Raw genomic sequence first — 13650 nt, 5'->3', positions numbered from 1 at the left:
CGGGGTTTTCTTGTTTTGAGTGTCTTTGCAAAATGTGTTAAGCTGAATGCACCATTATCAGAAGAGGGTTATTCATATGAAACGTAAATTCGGAGACCGGGCCAACTGGCGCAGGATTACCCGCCGCCATTTTGCCTGCCGCTATGTGGAGACCCGGGAGTTCAGCGGTTATATCACACTCTACACTATATACGGGCTGAAGGAGCCGCTGTGGAAGAGTTACGGCAGGCATACATACCGCATTGCGGACAAGGGATATTCATGGCTGCAGTATTTTCCCAAGGACAGCCACTATATTGTGACGGCCATGTTTGATGAACGGCAAAATATTGTGCAGTGGTATATTGACACCTGCAAGGTCCAGGGTGTGACGGATCAGGGGGTTCCCTGGTTCGACGATCTGTATCTGGACGTTGTAGTGCTGTGGAATGGCGAAGTGTTTTTGCTGGATGAGGATGAACTGGAGGAAGCGCTGGAGCGGGAAGATATCACGGAGAGTGATTATCAGTTAGCCTGGTCAACAGCCAATGCCATACTGCGTGCGGTAGACGCTCATGCCTTTCCGTATTTCTCCCTTTCACTGAAGCATCGCGCCGAATTGTTTCATCACGGAGAATTTAGGAGGAAGTAGATCATGGATTGGTATGTCTATCAGCGGGGCTCATCCCCGATCCGCAAAGTATCACGCAAGCGCCATCACCGTACGAAGAGGGTGGTTACGCTATCGCTGCTGGTTCTGATTGTGGCCGGATTCATCTGGTGCGGAGTAGTCTTTAACAGAATTAACAGTGCAGCAACTACCTCGCCCATGGTGAAGGCGGATGCCGGAGTCATTCTGGGCATGTCGATGTGGGGGGATGAACCGAGTCCGGGGCTGAAGGAACGGCTGGATTATGCGCTTGAGCTGTATAAATCTGGTGCATTCAGCCATTTTGTTGTCTCTGGAGGGCTGGATCAGCCGGACTACAAATACACGGAAGCCGAAGGTATGAAGAGGTATCTGGTTGCCCATGGAGTACCGGATAAGGTGATCTATCTGGAGGACCAGTCTACCAGCACTTACGAGAACCTGCTGTTCAGTAAGACAATCATGCAGCAGGAGGGATTGTCTTCAGCCGTCGTGATTACTCATGAATTCCATGGCCGCCGCGCCTTGGAGATTGCGCGTAAGCTGGGGTATAAGAACCCGGAGCTTGGTGTCACGGAGTCTAAAGTGATGTCGATGCTTAAGTATAAGCCCCGCGAGATTCTGGCCTACACCAAATGGAAATTGCAGGAGCTGTCGCTGTAAAACTGCTAATTTCCAAAACTGCTAATAACCCCTTTTATACTGGAATAGACTGGTTAGAGCAAGTCAGACCTGTATAATGAGGTGAACTAGGTGAACGGACATGTAGCGGCGGCAAGCAGCGGACGGGAAGAACGCAGACCGTCCAGGCAGATTAACATTGTGCTGAATAATCAGGCTCCGGCTCCGGTGTCCGGCTTGCCGGCTGATAACGCAAGCGGCACGGCAGCTCCCAAGCCCGGCAGCCATAGCGGACTGTTCCAGGAGCTGAGCCGGGAGCTGGATGCACTTGTAGGTCTGGATAACATCAAAGAGCTGGTCTTCGAGATCTATGCCCTGCTGCAGGTGGCCCAGATGCGCAGTGAAGCCGGACTTGCCACCGGAGGTCAGGCCTACCATATGGTATTTAAGGGCAATCCGGGAACAGGCAAAACCACGGTTGCACGGATTGTGGCGAAGCTGTTCCAGCGGATGGGTGTGCTCAGCAAAGGGCATCTTATTGAAGTAGAGCGCGCAGATCTGGTAGGCGAATATATCGGACATACTGCCCAGAAGACGCGTGATCTGGTTAAAAAAGCGCTTGGAGGCATTCTCTTCATCGATGAAGCTTACAGTCTGGCACGCGGCGGAGACAAGGACTTCGGCAAGGAGGCCATCGACACATTAGTCAAATCGATGGAGGACCACCGCAGCCAGTTTGTCCTGATTCTGGCCGGGTACTCCGGCGAGATTGATTATTTTCTGATGAGCAATCCGGGTCTGCCCTCGCGGTTTCCGATCCAGGTTGAATTTCCCGACTACACCATCGACCAGCTGTTGCAGATTGCCGAGCTGATGGCCAAGGACCGTGATTATATTCTGATGCCGCAGGCCATACTCAGACTCAAGCAGCATTTGCTTACAGAGAAGACAGAGAGTCTGCACGCTTTCAGCAATGCAAGGTATGTGCGCAACAGTATTGAGAAGGCCGTACGTGCACAGGCTGTACGTTTACTGAACCAATATGAGAGCACAAGTCCGGGCAAGCAAGAGCTGATGACGCTGCGGATTGAGGATTTCAAAGGATAGTATAGGAAGAATAGATAAGGAGCATGGAATGAATGGCAATCACAACACATGATACAGAGACCGAAGTACAGGACCGCGCGATCCTTGTCAGTCTGGTTACGGACAAAATCAAACGCACGGGCATAGACCCGGAGCTTTCGCTTCAGGAACTGGTACAATTAGCCGAGACCGCCGGGGTGGAGGTGCTGGATGTACTGCGGCAGAATAAGGAGACCCCGGATTCTAGATGGTTTATCGGTAAAGGCAAGGTGGAAGAGCTTCGGATGGCCGCTGACGGGCTTGGCGCGAATACCGCCATCTTCGATCAGGAGCTGTCCGGGGCGCAGGTGCGTAATCTGGAAGAGGCGCTGGATCTCAAAATCATTGACCGTACGCAGCTGATTCTCGATATCTTTGCCGGACGCGCGAAGACCCGTGAAGGGATTATCCAGGTAGAGCTGGCCCAGCTGTCTTATCTGCTGCCGCGTCTGTCCGGGCAAGGTAAGAATCTGTCGCGTCAGGGAGGCGGAATCGGTACGAGAGGCCCCGGAGAGAGCAAGCTGGAGACGGATCGCCGGCATATCCGGGACCGCATTACCGAGCTGAAGCGCCAGCTGGATGAGGTGGTCAAGACCCGCGAGCTGCACCGTGAACACCGCCGCAAGAGCGGTGCGGTTCAAGTGGCGCTGGTAGGATATACCAACGCTGGCAAATCCACGCTGCTGAAGCAGCTGACAGATGCCGATGTGTACATCGAGAACCAATTGTTCGCTACCCTTGACCCTACCTCACGTGTGCTTCAGCTTCCGGGCGGCAAGGAGGTCGTGCTTACGGACACCGTCGGCTTCATTCAGAATCTGCCGCATGATCTTGTAGCCTCCTTCCGTGCTACGCTGGAAGAAGTGAATGAAGCCAATCTGGTGCTGCATGTGGTGGATTCCTCTTCTCCGATGCGTGAGGAGCAGATGGAGGTCGTTCAGACGATTCTGCAGGATCTGGGCGCAGCAGGCAAGCCGCAGGTTGTATTGTTCAACAAAATTGATCTGTGTCAGCCGGAACAGCTGGAGATGCTTCCGACCGGTGAGGGCTTCCTGAAGATCAGTGCTTTTAATGAGGACGACCTCTCACGGATCACGGAGATCATCAGCGACCAGCTTGCCGGGGATACTCTAATCTTCCGCATCCCCGGAGACCGGGGGGATCTGTCTTCTCTGCTCTACCGGGTGGGCGAGGTGCTTGAACCGGATTATGACGGAAGCGATGTACTCTATAACGTGCGGCTGAACAAAGAGGACTACGATAAATGGAGCTACAAGCTGGCTGAATTCGTGGAGCCGCAATAATTGCTTATCTGACCCGTTTGAAGCTGACTTGGCTGGTTAGAGATGAAGCATCTATATCCCCGCATTGCAACAGTCTGCTTTGGAGATTGATCCAGGCAGGCTTTGCTGTGCGGGTTTTCCCGGAATTTGTGCCTATCAGGCAGCACTGGACTTGCATAAGCGGACATCATTATACAGAAATGTTAGGAGAGATGAAGGAGACATGGCAGGATTTGCAGAGGATTTATTACAGGCAGCGGAAGCTGCAGAGCTGGAAATCGAAGGAGCGGTCAAGGCGCTGGACCGGATTGTGGATCATAATCAGTGGAAGGTGATCGAAGCCTTTCAGCGCCAGCATGTGAGTGATTTTCACTTCGCAGGCTCTACCGGGTATGCTTACAATGACCGGGGACGTGAGGTGCTGGATCTGGTCTATGCCGAAGTATTCGGTGCGGAAGCTGCGCTGGTCCGGCCGCATTTCGCTTCAGGAACTCATACTATATCTACTGCTCTGTTCGGTGTGCTACGGCCCGGAGATGAGCTTCTGTACATTACAGGACGCCCCTATGATACGCTACATAAGGTAGTTGGCAAGCCTGGAGACGGAACAGGCTCTCTGGCAGATTTCGGCATCGGCTACCGTGAGACTGCACTGACAGAAGAGGGTAAGGTTGACTGGGATGAGGTCGCCTTGGCGATAAATGGAAACACTAAGGTGATCGGAATCCAGCGTTCGCGCGGCTATGACTGGCGTTCATCCTTCACGGTCGCTGAGATTGGCGAGATGGCAGCACGGGTAAAAGCCATTAAGCCGGATGTCATTGTATTCGTGGATAACTGCTACGGAGAGTTCACCGAGACACTGGAGCCGCCGCAGGTTGGCGCTGATCTGGTCGCCGGTTCGCTGATCAAGAATCCCGGCGGCGGGATCGCCGAGACCGGCGGTTATATCTGCGGCCGCGCAGATCTGGTGGAGCTGGCGGCCTACCGCCTGACTGCCCCTGGAATCGGCGGCGAGGTAGGGGCGATGCTGGGCACGACGCGCGGCCTGTATCAAGGTCTGTTCATGGCCCCGCATACGGTGGGACAAGCGGTGAAAGGCAGTATTTTCGCTGCGGCGGTGTTCCAGCGCTGCGGCTTCACCACCAAGCCTGTCTGGCATGAGCCGCGTACGGATCTGATCCAGGCGGTGGCTTTTGACGGACCCGAGCATCTGATAGCCTTCGTACAAGGCATCCAGCGCGCAGCAGCGGTAGACAGCCATGTCGTGCCTGAGCCTTGGGACATGCCGGGGTATGAGCATCCGGTCATCATGGCTGCCGGGACCTTCATCCAGGGCGGAAGCCTGGAGCTGTCTGCAGATGCGCCCATCCGAGCACCGTATATCGGGTATATGCAAGGCGGATTAACCTATTCTCATGTCAAATACGGGGTCTTAATGGCTTTGCAGAGTATGAGGGAGCGCAAGCTGCTGTAGTATCTGTGCGACATAGAAACCGTTATGTTCATATATCAGGCTTGGAGAGGAGGGCGGACTTTGGAGGAAGCAACAGCTATTGAAAGCTTGCTGCAGAGAAAGCAGGAGAATGAAGCTGCCGTCGCTGTAATGATGTGTGGAGTAGCGGGATCGGGCAAGACGACCTTTGCGCTCAAGCTGGAGCAGGAGGGATTCGCCCGGCTGTCCATCGATGAGGATATCTGGAGTACCCATGGCCGTTATGGCCTTGATTACCCGGAAGAGGCTTATGAATCCTTCAAGGAACAGTCGGAGCGCAAGCTGCGTAAGGAGCTAATAGAGCTGCTTGCCGGAAAGCGCCATGTCGTGGTTGATTTCAGCTTCTGGCAGAAGCGAAGACGTGACGAATACAAAGAGCTGATCGAGCAGCACGGAGGACAGTGGGTCTTGGTTCACCTGAAGGTAGAGCCGGTAGAGCTGCGCCGGAGGCTCCGCATCCGCAGCGCGCGGTTTGACGCCAATGCGGCATTCACCATTACCGGGGAGATTCTGACCCGTTTCCTGAACGGATTTGAGACGCCAACGGGCGAAGGGGAATGGATCATTGAAGCATAACATGACATGAAGCGGGACACCGGAGTTGTAAAGTCGAATACTGGCTTGCCGCAGCTTTCGCAGCAGCCTGTGATTTTGCGTGTGGATTGCTCTATGTGGTATACTTCGGGAAACCAAATCCCATGCATCTGACAGTTTGATCTCTTAATCTCACAATAGGTGAAAGAAATCTTGTGAGAAAAACTCACATACCATTGACACGCCATATAAGGAAATGTACAATGAGATGAGAAAAAGATCATTGGAAGGTTGGATGAGTCATGGGTGATGAAATCCGCAGAAATATGGCATTATTTCCTATTGGAATCGTAATGAAGTTAACTGATCTATCCGCCAGACAAATTCGTTATTATGAGCAGCACAGCCTGATCGTACCTGCGCGTACCTCCGGCAACCAGCGTTTGTTCTCCTTTAATGATGTGGAACGTCTGCTTGAGATTAAGGCGTTGATTGAGAAGGGTGTTAATATTGCCGGCATCAAGCAGGTGATGAACCCTGTCTCGAAGGAATCTGAAGAAGCTACGGTTATTACCCCTGATACAGAGGTGAGACGTAGAGAGTTGTCTGATTCGCAGCTTCACCGTCTGCTGAAGCAGGAGCTGGTTTCCGGTAAAAGACCGGGACAAGTGTCTCTAATCCAAGGTGAGCTATCCCGGTTTTTTAATAAATAATATAGAGCAGTTGAAAGGGAGAGGGTAACGTGAGCTTTACTAAAGAGGATATTCTGCGCATTTCCAAGGACGAGAACGTCCGGTTTATTCGCCTGCAATTCACCGATTTGCTGGGAACGATCAAAAATGTAGAGATTCCAGTAAGCCAGCTTGAAAAAGCACTCGACAATAAAATGATGTTCGATGGTTCTTCCATCGAAGGTTATGTGCGGATTGAAGAATCCGACATGTATCTGTATCCGGACCTGAGCACTTGGGTAATCTTCCCTTGGGTGACAGACAGCCGTGTGGCACGTTTGATTTGTGATGTGTACATGCCGGACGGAACACCGTTTGCCGGAGATCCGCGCGGTATCCTCAAACGTTGTCTGCAGGAAGCGGAAGAAATGGGCTTCACTGCTATGAACGTTGGACCTGAGCCGGAATTCTTCCTGTTTAGAACTGATGAGAAGGGCAATCCGACCACTGAGCTGAATGACCAGGGTGGATATTTCGATTTGGCGCCGATGGATCTTGGGGAGAACTGCCGTCGTGAGATCGTATTGACACTGGAGGAAATGGGTTTTGAGGTTGAGGCTTCCCACCATGAAGTGGCTTCCGGCCAGCATGAGATTGACTTCAAATACGCCGATGCCATCAAGGCAGCGGATCAGATTCAGACCTTCAAGCTTGTCGTGAAGACGATAGCCCGTCATCACGGCCTGCATGCAACCTTTATGCCTAAGCCTTTGTTCGGTATGAACGGATCGGGGATGCACGCCCACCAATCCCTGTTCAATGGCAGCGAGAATATGTTCTACGATGAGAGCGATAAGCTGGGTCTAAGCAAGACAGCCCGTTATTACATGGCAGGGATTCTGAAGCACGCACGTGCATTTGCTGCAATCACTAACCCGACGGTCAACTCCTACAAACGTCTGGTTCCTGGTTATGAAGCACCTTGCTACGTTGCATGGTCTGCAAGCAATCGCAGCCCGATGATCCGTATTCCGGCTTCGAGAGGGCTTAGCACACGCGTTGAGGTTCGTAATCCGGACCCGGCGGCTAACCCGTACCTTGCACTGGCTGTAATGTTGAAGGCAGGTCTTGATGGAATCAAGCGTAAGCTGGATCTTCCGGCTCCAATTGACCGTAACATCTATGTCATGTCCGAAGAAGAGCGGATTGAAGAAGGCATTCCAAGCCTGCCATCCGATCTGAAGGAAGCTCTGAACGAAATGATCCGCAGCCACGTGATCACAGAAGCCCTCGGCGAACATGCCCTGGCCCACTTCTACGAGCTGAAGGAAATCGAATGGGATATCTACCGTACCCAGGTCCACGAGTGGGAAAGAGATCAGTACATGACGCTTTACTAGGATACAGCAGCCCCTGGCGCTATACGCGCCGGGGGCTTTTTTGTGGTACGCCCAGCATGGGCGTCATCTTTAGGGTGAAAGTCCCGAGCGGGGGCTGGCAAGCGCCTACCGTTAGCCAAGGGCAAGGGTGTCTACCGTGAGGTGGAATCTGAAGGAAGCCGGAGGCAAAAGCACGGCCTGAGGTACACGAATCCAATTAGAGGCGGCTGCAGCCGGATGAGTCACCCACACATGACAAAATCCAAAGCTGCCAAGTGCTGTAGCCGTAGACTTGGGCAGGCGCGGGCGGAAAGATGACGTTCTTATCTGGGGAGGCCTGTCGGATATGCAAGGAAAAAAACTTGTAACCGTAGCTGAGAGGCTACGCTGAACTGGCAGGAGTCAGCAGAAGCCATAGTACGTAAACTGTTGCAACCGTTTACGGAAGGGCTGAACCGAAAGGAGAGAGGAAACCGATGCGTTCGCATGAAGAGCAACGACAGCAGAATATCTCGCAAGAGAGCTTGCGGCAAAGAGAAGCGGTGAAGCCGTCAGGGTATGCCGGAGCGCCGAGTTCTTCATCGGCACAAGTCGGCCTTTCCTCTCGCAAAGCAGAGAGCCACCTGCTGGAGCGAATGCTCGAAGGAGATAACCTTCGGCTCGCATACAAACGAGTGGTCCAGAACGGAGGAGCACCCGGTGTGGACAATGTAACGGTAGCGAATCTACAGGCTTATTTGAAAACACATTGGGAACCGGTGAAAGCCGAACTTCTTGCGGGTACCTATAAACCTGCACCCGTCAAACGGGTGGAAATCCCCAAACCCGGAGGCGGCGTACGGCTGCTAGGCATCCCGACGGTAATGGACCGCTTTCTCCAGCAGGCTCTTCTACAAGTCATGAATCCGGTCTTTGACGCAGGATTCTCGTGGTACAGCTACGGATTTCGGCCGGGAAAGAGCGCCCATGACGCCGTGAAACAAGCACAAAGATATATCCAAAGTGGTTTGAGATGGGTCGTAGACCTCGATCTCGAGAAATTCTTTGACCGGGTAAATCACGATAGGCTCATGGCAAGGGTTGCGCGGAAAGTAGCAGACAAGAGAGTACTAACACTGATTCGCGCGTATCTTAGCGCCGGAGTGATAGTCAATGGAAAGCTGGAGCATAGCCGGGAAGGAACGCCACAAGGCGGTCCGCTCAGTCCGCTTCTGGCAAACATTCTATTGGATGATCTGGATAAGGAATTGACCGGACGCGGACTGCGGTTTGTACGCTACGCGGACGACTGTAATATCTTTGTGGCGAGTAAACGAGCGGGCGAACGGGTCATGGAATCGGTCAGCCGATTTGTAGAAGGAAAGCTAAAACTGAAAGTGAACCGGGAGAAAAGTGCGGTAGCCAGACCCTGGCACCGGAAGTTCCTAGGATTCAGTTTCCTGAGCCAGAAACAGGCAACCATACGAATAGCGCCGAAGAGTCTTAAAGCATGCAAAGAGAGAATTCGAGAGCTAACGAACCGAACCTGGTCCATCTCAATGGAAGAACGAATAAGCCGATTAAATCAATATCTGATGGGCTGGCTAGGCTATTTCCATTTGGCATCGGCCAAGAAACACCTCCAAACGCTGGACCAGTGGATTCGAAGAAGGTTGCGAATGTGCCTGTGGAAACAGTGGAAACGAGTACGCACACGAATCCGCGAACTCCGGGCACTAGGAACGCCCGAGTGGGCCTGTTTCACAATGGCAAACTCACGGCGAGGCGCATGGGAAATGTCCCGGAATACAAATAATGCCCTTCCGACTTCCTACTGGGAAGGGAAAGGGCTGAAAAGTTTGCTTTCACGTTACTTAGAGCTTTGTTAACCTTTTGGAACCGCCGTATGCGGACCCGCATGTACGGTGGTGTGAGAGGACGGGGGTTTGCCGCCCCCTCCTACTCGATTTTTTTTAGAGAGTATGGTTTATATCTGAACGTGGATAAGTGCTCTTGCGTGTCGGCCGCGAAGGGTTAGTTAGATTGTGGTAAAGACATACCAAAAAAGTAGGCTTCCTAAAGCTAGCACAGCAGTCATACCAAGGAGCACACCAATAATGACTTTTTCAGATCTGTTATATTTCTTCACAATGCTCACCTCAATAAACTCTAATATAAAAACCAACAGCTTTCTTTTACCGAGAAATAAATCCCGGACTGCTGTTGGTTTATTGAACTGAACGTCTCTGATTAGGTTAATGCATGATTATTTATTGTGATGATCCTTATGATGAAGATCCCTATATTCATTCTTTGTTAAACCAAACAACATAGAATCATGATATTTACCATTGATATAGAAGATTTGACGTCGGACTCCTTCTTGAACGCATCCTACTTTTCTAAGCATAGCAGCCGATGCTTCATTTCCCTCCAGAACATAATCATTAAATTTATTAAGTCTGCGCTCGAAAAATGCATATTTTAAGAGCATGTGCACTGCCCTGGTACCGTAACCCTTCCCTCGATAGGGATGATCAATTACAATACCTATGCTGAACGTACCATTCCTCTCGTCAATACTGTTTAAATTAATACCACCTACCGTGTCACTGTTCATATTTTCAATAGTAAACATGATTCGGCCATTAGTGGATGTAAATTCAACATTCTCTTCAACGAATTTCTTCGCAACCGAGCTTGTGGGCGGCAATTCAATAGTACATTCCAGAAAACGACGGGCAGGGGTATCGAATGCAGATAAATATATATTTTCCCAATCCTCAGCCTCTATTGAACGCAATCTAATTTCATCATCTTGCCAATAATAGTTTGTATAATCTACATTTAGCATTAGTACACCTCCAAATAATATCACGATTCTATAAGTTTATCTCATGAAATATATATTTTGGAGGTGCTTTTTGATTATAAGTAATCTTAACATGATAATATTGGTTAGATGGTGTAGTTCTTAGATTATTCTTCAATGGAAACCGAGGACCGGAAGGCATACCATAGCAATCCATAAGCTAATCCGAAGTAAAGGAGTATACCGAGGATGGATATGGACAGAAGAATGATGATAACTTTATTTCCATTCATACATTTACCTCCTAAATAAAAAACTCTCCCAATATTAAAGTGTGGGGGAGAGACTGAAAATGAAGACTAAACAAAGCCTTTACATCATAATATAAAGGAATTACAATTCCAGATCAATCCAATTCATTTTACATACTATTCCATCTCCTATATACTTAACCAGAAGAGAATTCTAGTGGCAGACATGGGAGTGGATGATGAAGAATACATATAAGATTATGCTTTCGCTATTGCTTGTCCTGGCGTTGATAGGTCCGGTGGTGGCTGGAGCGGAAGGAGCGGCTGTGCCAGCGGAGACCCAAGAGAGGCTTATGGAGCAATATGGGCTGGATGCGCCGCCTCTGCCGGTATGGGATTGGAGTAGCGTTGATGTCGGGGGCAGTGGGATTGCAGGCGGGATGCTGTTCGTGTACCGGATGTTTGTGAATCCGCTGGGGTTCTTGTTGCAAGAGATACTGTATATTCTGTAGTTGAGGGGGAAAAGAATGAATTCGCGTTATGATATCCCAAGTCCTGCACGCAGAGTCCGTAGGAGATCGGGCGGTAAATCATTACTGGTCCTTATTCTTGTTCTGATTGTGATGGCTGTTACGAATCCGGGGAAGGAAGCCTTCAGTGAATATTCTGTGAAGAATCTTGAGAATACGCTAGATCAGGTAATAGGCGACGGAATTAGCAAGCTGGTGGCTCAGCCTGTAATTGAGTCTTTGACCGAGCGGGATAACTACATTTTGTTCTCAGTATTTAGCGTACCAGACCTTAAAAATACCAATTTTTTTACCAGGGATGGCGGGGCTACTAAGAAGTATATTGGATTGTTTAAAATCCTTTTTATCAAGCTGTAAATATGGTTTACATATTGTTCCATGACCCGGTATAATTAAATAGATGGTTGTCGGAATCTTTTATCATGGTTGTGGAACAAGGAGGAACGAAGTTGAATACGGCTTATAAAGTACTGTCCAGTGATGCTGATCTATTCGCTGCCGCACTGGCACAGGTACAGGTCTACGTCGTTCAGCTGGTTGATGGCAAACCGCATGTGATTGCTGATTATGCCGGACCTGTACAGAAATGGACACCGGAGTACATAGTGCTGGCCGGAATGACTTATAGACGCGATGAATTTGAATTCCGGGTACGGTTGAACAAAAAGTAAGCAGATTACCTGTCCGCTGCTTGCTGCTCTTACATTACTGCCGAATCACACAAGCTTTGGAGTCATTCTTGGCATCTCTTATACTATCCAAGTGTAAAAGAGGTGTAAAGATGAGCCAAAGAGAACGTAACCGGATTCGCAGAGCCATTAATGTCCTGCTGACACAGCGGGCTGTCCTGCTGGAGAGACTGGAAGAAATCAATGAGAATCTGCGCAGAGTGCCTAGAGGTTCGCGGGCCAGAAGAGAGCTGCTGGCAGCCAGAGAATCGATCCGCGAGGCTATCCGTTTGAATACGGTGGCTATCCGTCTGTTGAGAAGTGTGCTGTAGTCTGTATCCGCTCTAATTCATTTGAATCACTGGAACCCTTGGGGCGCAATCTGGCGTCTCAAGGGTTTTTGTGAGTTCCTATTCCCTGATGGTGACACGGGTACCTATGGGAACGAGGGCAGCCAGGGTGAGAACATCTGCGTTATACATGCGGATACAGCCATGGGAGACCATGTGGCCGATGGAAGCAGGGTTATTGGTTCCATGGATGCCATAATGCGGCTTGGATAGACCCATCCAGAAGGCTCCGAACGGGCCACCCGGATTGGGCTGCTTGTTAATGATGGTGTATTCGCCTACAGGCGAGACGGTTAACATTTTGCCGATGCCGACAGGGAAGCCTCTGGTGACGACGTCATTATCCAGCAGGTACAGCATGCGCTGTGACAGATCGACGATAATTCGGTAATTGGGCATACAGATCAGCACTCCTTTGTAACAGGATATGTGCGGAGCTATGCAGCGGTTCTCAGAAAAAGTGGCCAAAAAGCTTAGTGCGAACAAATGTTTGCATTCGGCTTTTTGGCCACTTTAATAAGTGAAATGAACAGAAAACAGGCTGCTTCGCATGGTGCGGAGCAGCCTGTTCTTAAGCGGGGAGTAGATTAGTGGATATCGCGGAATAATCCGATGACCCGTCCCAAAATCGTAACCCGGTTAAGGCGGAGAGGCTCGTATGCCGGATTCTCCGGCTGCAGCCTGATATGATCCCGTTCCTTGTAGAAGGTCTTGACAGTTGCTTCATCTTCTTCGGTCATCGCTACAACAATATCGCCATTGTCGGCAGTCTGCTGCTGGCGTACGATGACATAATCCCCGTTCATAATTCCGGCATCCACCATACTGTCACCAAGGACAGATAGCATAAATACCTTGTTATCGCCTACATAATGAGCAGGTAACGGGAAGTAATCCTCAATATTCTCTGTAGCTGTAATAGGAACACCAGCTGTAACCTTACCCACTACCGGGATGCGGGTAACGGTCTGGACGAATTGATGCACATTCTCTGAATCTTCCTGGCCGAGCAATTCAATCGCACGCGGCTTCGTAGGGTCACGGCGGATCAGGCCCTTCTTCTCAAGCCGGTCCAAGTGACCATGCACGGTAGAGCTGGAGGCCAGGCCGACAGCCTCGCCAATCTCGCGGACGGACGGAGGATAACCCTTGCTGCGGACTTCATTACGTATAAATTCCAGGATCGCCAGCTGACGACTAGAAATCTTTGACATCGGTATCAACCCCATATACTATGTTTGGGAAAATTATAACATAGAACTTCCGTTCGTACAAACATAAGTTCTAAAATGAGGAAAAAAAGAGAACGCAAATAAAGAGAACA

General features: G+C 50.3%; 17 protein-coding genes. 13 read left to right on the top strand and 4 right to left on the bottom strand.

The features are described 5' to 3' along the window. Window positions 1-76 precede the first annotated feature (76 nt). The 9 genes from NYE24_RS05625 to ltrA all read left to right on the top strand — a co-directional run bounded on the left by NYE24_RS05625 (window position 77) and on the right by ltrA (window position 9604). A complete protein-coding gene (locus tag NYE24_RS05625; protein WP_342478268.1) occupies window positions 77-631 on the top strand; it encodes a DUF402 domain-containing protein in 555 nt (184 codons plus the stop codon). A gap of 3 nt (window positions 632-634) precedes the next feature. Next, a complete protein-coding gene (locus tag NYE24_RS05620) occupies window positions 635-1291 on the top strand; it encodes a YdcF family protein (RefSeq protein WP_051493564.1) in 657 nt (218 codons plus the stop codon). A 90-nt stretch (window positions 1292-1381) separates the two neighbouring features. Continuing rightward, entirely contained in the window at window positions 1382-2356 is a 975-nt protein-coding gene (locus NYE24_RS05615; RefSeq protein WP_036695476.1) for an AAA family ATPase, read from the top strand. Between the two features lie 32 nt (window positions 2357-2388). Then, window positions 2389-3678, top strand: coding sequence for a GTPase HflX (hflX, locus tag NYE24_RS05610; RefSeq protein WP_036695475.1), 1290 nt, complete (start codon window positions 2389-2391; stop codon window positions 3676-3678). Window positions 3679-3880: 202 nt separating this feature from the next. After that, a complete protein-coding gene (locus NYE24_RS05605; RefSeq protein WP_341025563.1) occupies window positions 3881-5134 on the top strand; it encodes a methionine gamma-lyase family protein in 1254 nt (417 codons plus the stop codon). A 60-nt stretch (window positions 5135-5194) separates the two neighbouring features. Next, window positions 5195-5728 (top strand): ATP-binding protein, encoded by a 534-nt coding sequence (locus NYE24_RS05600; protein WP_305954386.1) that lies wholly within the window; start codon window positions 5195-5197, stop codon window positions 5726-5728. Between the two features lie 260 nt (window positions 5729-5988). Further along, entirely contained in the window at window positions 5989-6399 is a 411-nt protein-coding gene (locus tag NYE24_RS05595) for a MerR family transcriptional regulator (protein ID WP_019910684.1), read from the top strand. Window positions 6400-6428: 29 nt separating this feature from the next. Continuing rightward, window positions 6429-7757, top strand: coding sequence for a type I glutamate--ammonia ligase (gene glnA / locus NYE24_RS05590; RefSeq protein WP_036695473.1), 1329 nt, complete (start codon window positions 6429-6431; stop codon window positions 7755-7757). Between the two features lie 455 nt (window positions 7758-8212). Then, complete coding sequence (ltrA, locus tag NYE24_RS05585) at window positions 8213-9604, top strand: group II intron reverse transcriptase/maturase (protein ID WP_342477527.1); 1392 nt, start codon at window positions 8213-8215, stop codon at window positions 9602-9604. Window positions 9605-9981: 377 nt separating this feature from the next. Here ltrA and NYE24_RS05580 read toward each other — a convergent pair whose 3' ends face one another. Both NYE24_RS05580 and NYE24_RS05575 read right to left on the bottom strand, forming a co-directional pair. Further along, window positions 9982-10569, bottom strand: a complete 588-nt coding sequence (locus NYE24_RS05580; RefSeq protein WP_342478267.1) for a GNAT family protein — start codon at window positions 10567-10569, stop codon at window positions 9982-9984. Between the two features lie 125 nt (window positions 10570-10694). Next, on the bottom strand, window positions 10695-10820 hold the full coding sequence (locus tag NYE24_RS05575) for a hypothetical protein (protein ID WP_342478266.1): 126 nt from the start codon (window positions 10818-10820) through the stop codon (window positions 10695-10697). A gap of 194 nt (window positions 10821-11014) precedes the next feature. Here NYE24_RS05575 and NYE24_RS05570 point away from each other — a divergent pair, with 194 nt between their 5' ends. From NYE24_RS05570 to NYE24_RS05555, 4 genes are all read left to right on the top strand, one after another. Then, complete coding sequence (locus NYE24_RS05570; RefSeq protein WP_342478265.1) at window positions 11015-11290, top strand: hypothetical protein; 276 nt, start codon at window positions 11015-11017, stop codon at window positions 11288-11290. Between the two features lie 15 nt (window positions 11291-11305). Continuing rightward, on the top strand, window positions 11306-11665 hold the full coding sequence (locus NYE24_RS05565; RefSeq protein WP_342478264.1) for a hypothetical protein: 360 nt from the start codon (window positions 11306-11308) through the stop codon (window positions 11663-11665). A 92-nt stretch (window positions 11666-11757) separates the two neighbouring features. After that, window positions 11758-11979 (top strand): hypothetical protein, encoded by a 222-nt coding sequence (locus tag NYE24_RS05560; protein ID WP_036695469.1) that lies wholly within the window; start codon window positions 11758-11760, stop codon window positions 11977-11979. 110 nt (window positions 11980-12089) lie between these two features. Beyond that, window positions 12090-12308: a hypothetical protein gene (locus NYE24_RS05555; protein ID WP_036695468.1), complete on the top strand. Its 219-nt coding sequence runs from the start codon at window positions 12090-12092 to the stop codon at window positions 12306-12308. Window positions 12309-12386: 78 nt separating this feature from the next. Here the strand turns inward: NYE24_RS05555 and NYE24_RS05550 are convergent, their stop codons facing one another. Continuing rightward, window positions 12387-12725: a L,D-transpeptidase gene (locus NYE24_RS05550; protein ID WP_036695467.1), complete on the bottom strand. Its 339-nt coding sequence runs from the start codon at window positions 12723-12725 to the stop codon at window positions 12387-12389. 188 nt (window positions 12726-12913) lie between these two features. Beyond that, window positions 12914-13540: a transcriptional repressor LexA gene (gene lexA / locus NYE24_RS05545; RefSeq protein ID WP_036695466.1), complete on the bottom strand. Its 627-nt coding sequence runs from the start codon at window positions 13538-13540 to the stop codon at window positions 12914-12916. Between the last annotated feature and the right edge of the window lie 110 nt (window positions 13541-13650).

Source organism: Paenibacillus sp. FSL H7-0350 (genome assembly GCF_038593195.1).
Lineage (GTDB): Bacteria > Bacillota > Bacilli > Paenibacillales > Paenibacillaceae > Paenibacillus_AQ.
This window is presented reverse-complemented; position numbering and strand designations above follow the sequence as displayed.